Annotated in this window: 1 protein-coding gene and 1 pseudogene; one reads left to right on the top strand and one right to left on the bottom strand. The window is 65.4% G+C overall.

Annotated elements, in window-relative coordinates:
* Positions 1–7: 7 nt before the first annotated feature.
* Positions 8–1,276 (top strand): TCR/Tet family MFS transporter, encoded by a 1,269-nt coding sequence (locus EOA29_RS36360; RefSeq protein WP_126092465.1) that lies wholly within the window; start codon positions 8–10, stop codon positions 1,274–1,276.
* A gap of 15 nt (positions 1,277–1,291) precedes the next feature.
* On the opposite strand, the pseudogene EOA29_RS36355 reads toward EOA29_RS36360, so the two are convergent.
* A pseudogene (locus tag EOA29_RS36355) lies at positions 1,292–1,440 on the bottom strand (carbamoyl phosphate synthase small subunit); the annotation flags it as partial.

The following is a 1,440-nucleotide window of genomic DNA, read 5'->3' as shown; positions in this document are numbered from 1 at the left end:
TATCACAATGATCGACCCGAAGACCGCCAAGCGGGGCCTTGCGCTCGTTTTCACCACGCTTTTGCTCGACATCATCGGCTTCGGCATCATCATGCCGGTGCTGCCGGCCTATCTGCAGGAGCTGACCGGCGTCGGCGTCAGCGAGGCGGCGATCGAGGGCGGCTGGCTGTTCTTCGTCTACGCGGCGATGCAATTTTTCTTCGCGCCGGTCATCGGCGGCTTGAGCGACCGCTTCGGCCGACGGCCGATCCTGCTTGCCTCAGTGCTCACCTTTTCCATCGACAACCTGATCTGCGCCATCGCCTGGTCCTATCCGATGCTGTTCATCGGCCGGATCCTCGCCGGCATTTCCGGCGCCAGCTATTCGACGACGTCCGCCTTCATCGCCGACATCTCCACCGACGAGAACCGGGCCAAGAATTTCGGCCTGCTCGGCATCGCGTTCGGCGTCGGCTTCGTCATCGGCCCGGTGCTCGGCGGGCTGCTCGGTACGTTCGGGCCGCGCGTGCCGTTCTATTTCGCGGCCGGGCTTGCCTTGGTGAATTTCCTGATCGCGATGGTCTTCCTGCCGGAGACGCTGGACGCGCAGCATCGCCGCCGCTTCGAATGGAAGCGGGCCAATCCCGTCGGCACGCTCATCCAGATGCGCAATTATCCGGGCATCGGCTGGATCGGGCTCGTCTTCTTCCTGATGACGCTCGGCCACATGATGTATCCGGCGGTGTGGTCCTTCGTCTCCAGCTACCGCTACGGCTGGAACCAGCAGCAGATCGGCTTCTCGCTTGGCGCCTTCGGCCTGTGCGGCGCGATCGTCATGGCGACCGTGCTGCCGCGGGTCATCCCCAGGCTCGGCGAGTGGAAGACGGCGGCGATCGGCTTGTCCTTCACGGCGCTCGGCGCCTTCGGCTACGCGTTTGCGACGCAAGGCTGGATGATCTACGCGGTTATCGTCGCCGGCTGCCTGGAGGGGCTCGCCGACCCTCCGCTCAGGAGCCTAGCCGCCGGGAAGGTGCCGCCTTCGGCGCAAGGCGAGTTGCAGGGGGCGATGACCTCGATCTTCTCGATCACCTCGATCGTCACGCCGCTTATCTACACGGCGATCTTTTCGTGGTTCACCGGCCCGAACGCGCCGGTGGTGTTCGGCGGGGCGCCTTATGTGCTCGGCGCTGTTTTCCTCACGCTGGCGGTGATCGTCTTCGTGACGAAGGTAGCCAAGCCGACACCGAAGGAAGTCGAGCGCATGCATGCGCAGGAAGCGGTGACCGACGCGGCTTGAGGCACGTCGTTCTCGTCAGGCGCGTTCGGCCAGCGCCGGCTCGCCGCGCCGCTCGCGGATGAGGTTGACGAAGCGGCGGAAGAGGTAGTGCGAATCCTGCGGGCCGGGCGATGCCTCGGGATGGTGCTGGACCGAGAACACCGGCCGGCCGGTCAGCGCGATGC

This window comes from Mesorhizobium sp. M1E.F.Ca.ET.063.01.1.1, assembly GCF_003998155.1.
Taxonomy (GTDB): Bacteria; Pseudomonadota; Alphaproteobacteria; order Rhizobiales; family Rhizobiaceae; genus Mesorhizobium.
The sequence above is the reverse complement of the archived record's forward strand: the minus strand, read 5'-3'. Positions and strand labels throughout refer to the sequence as shown.

Bases quoted from the DNA above. Each gene is read 5' to 3' on its own strand.
- EOA29_RS36360 (WP_126092465.1), top strand. From the start codon at position 8: ATGATCGACCCGAAGACCGCCAAGCGGGGCCTTGCGCTCGTTTTCACC.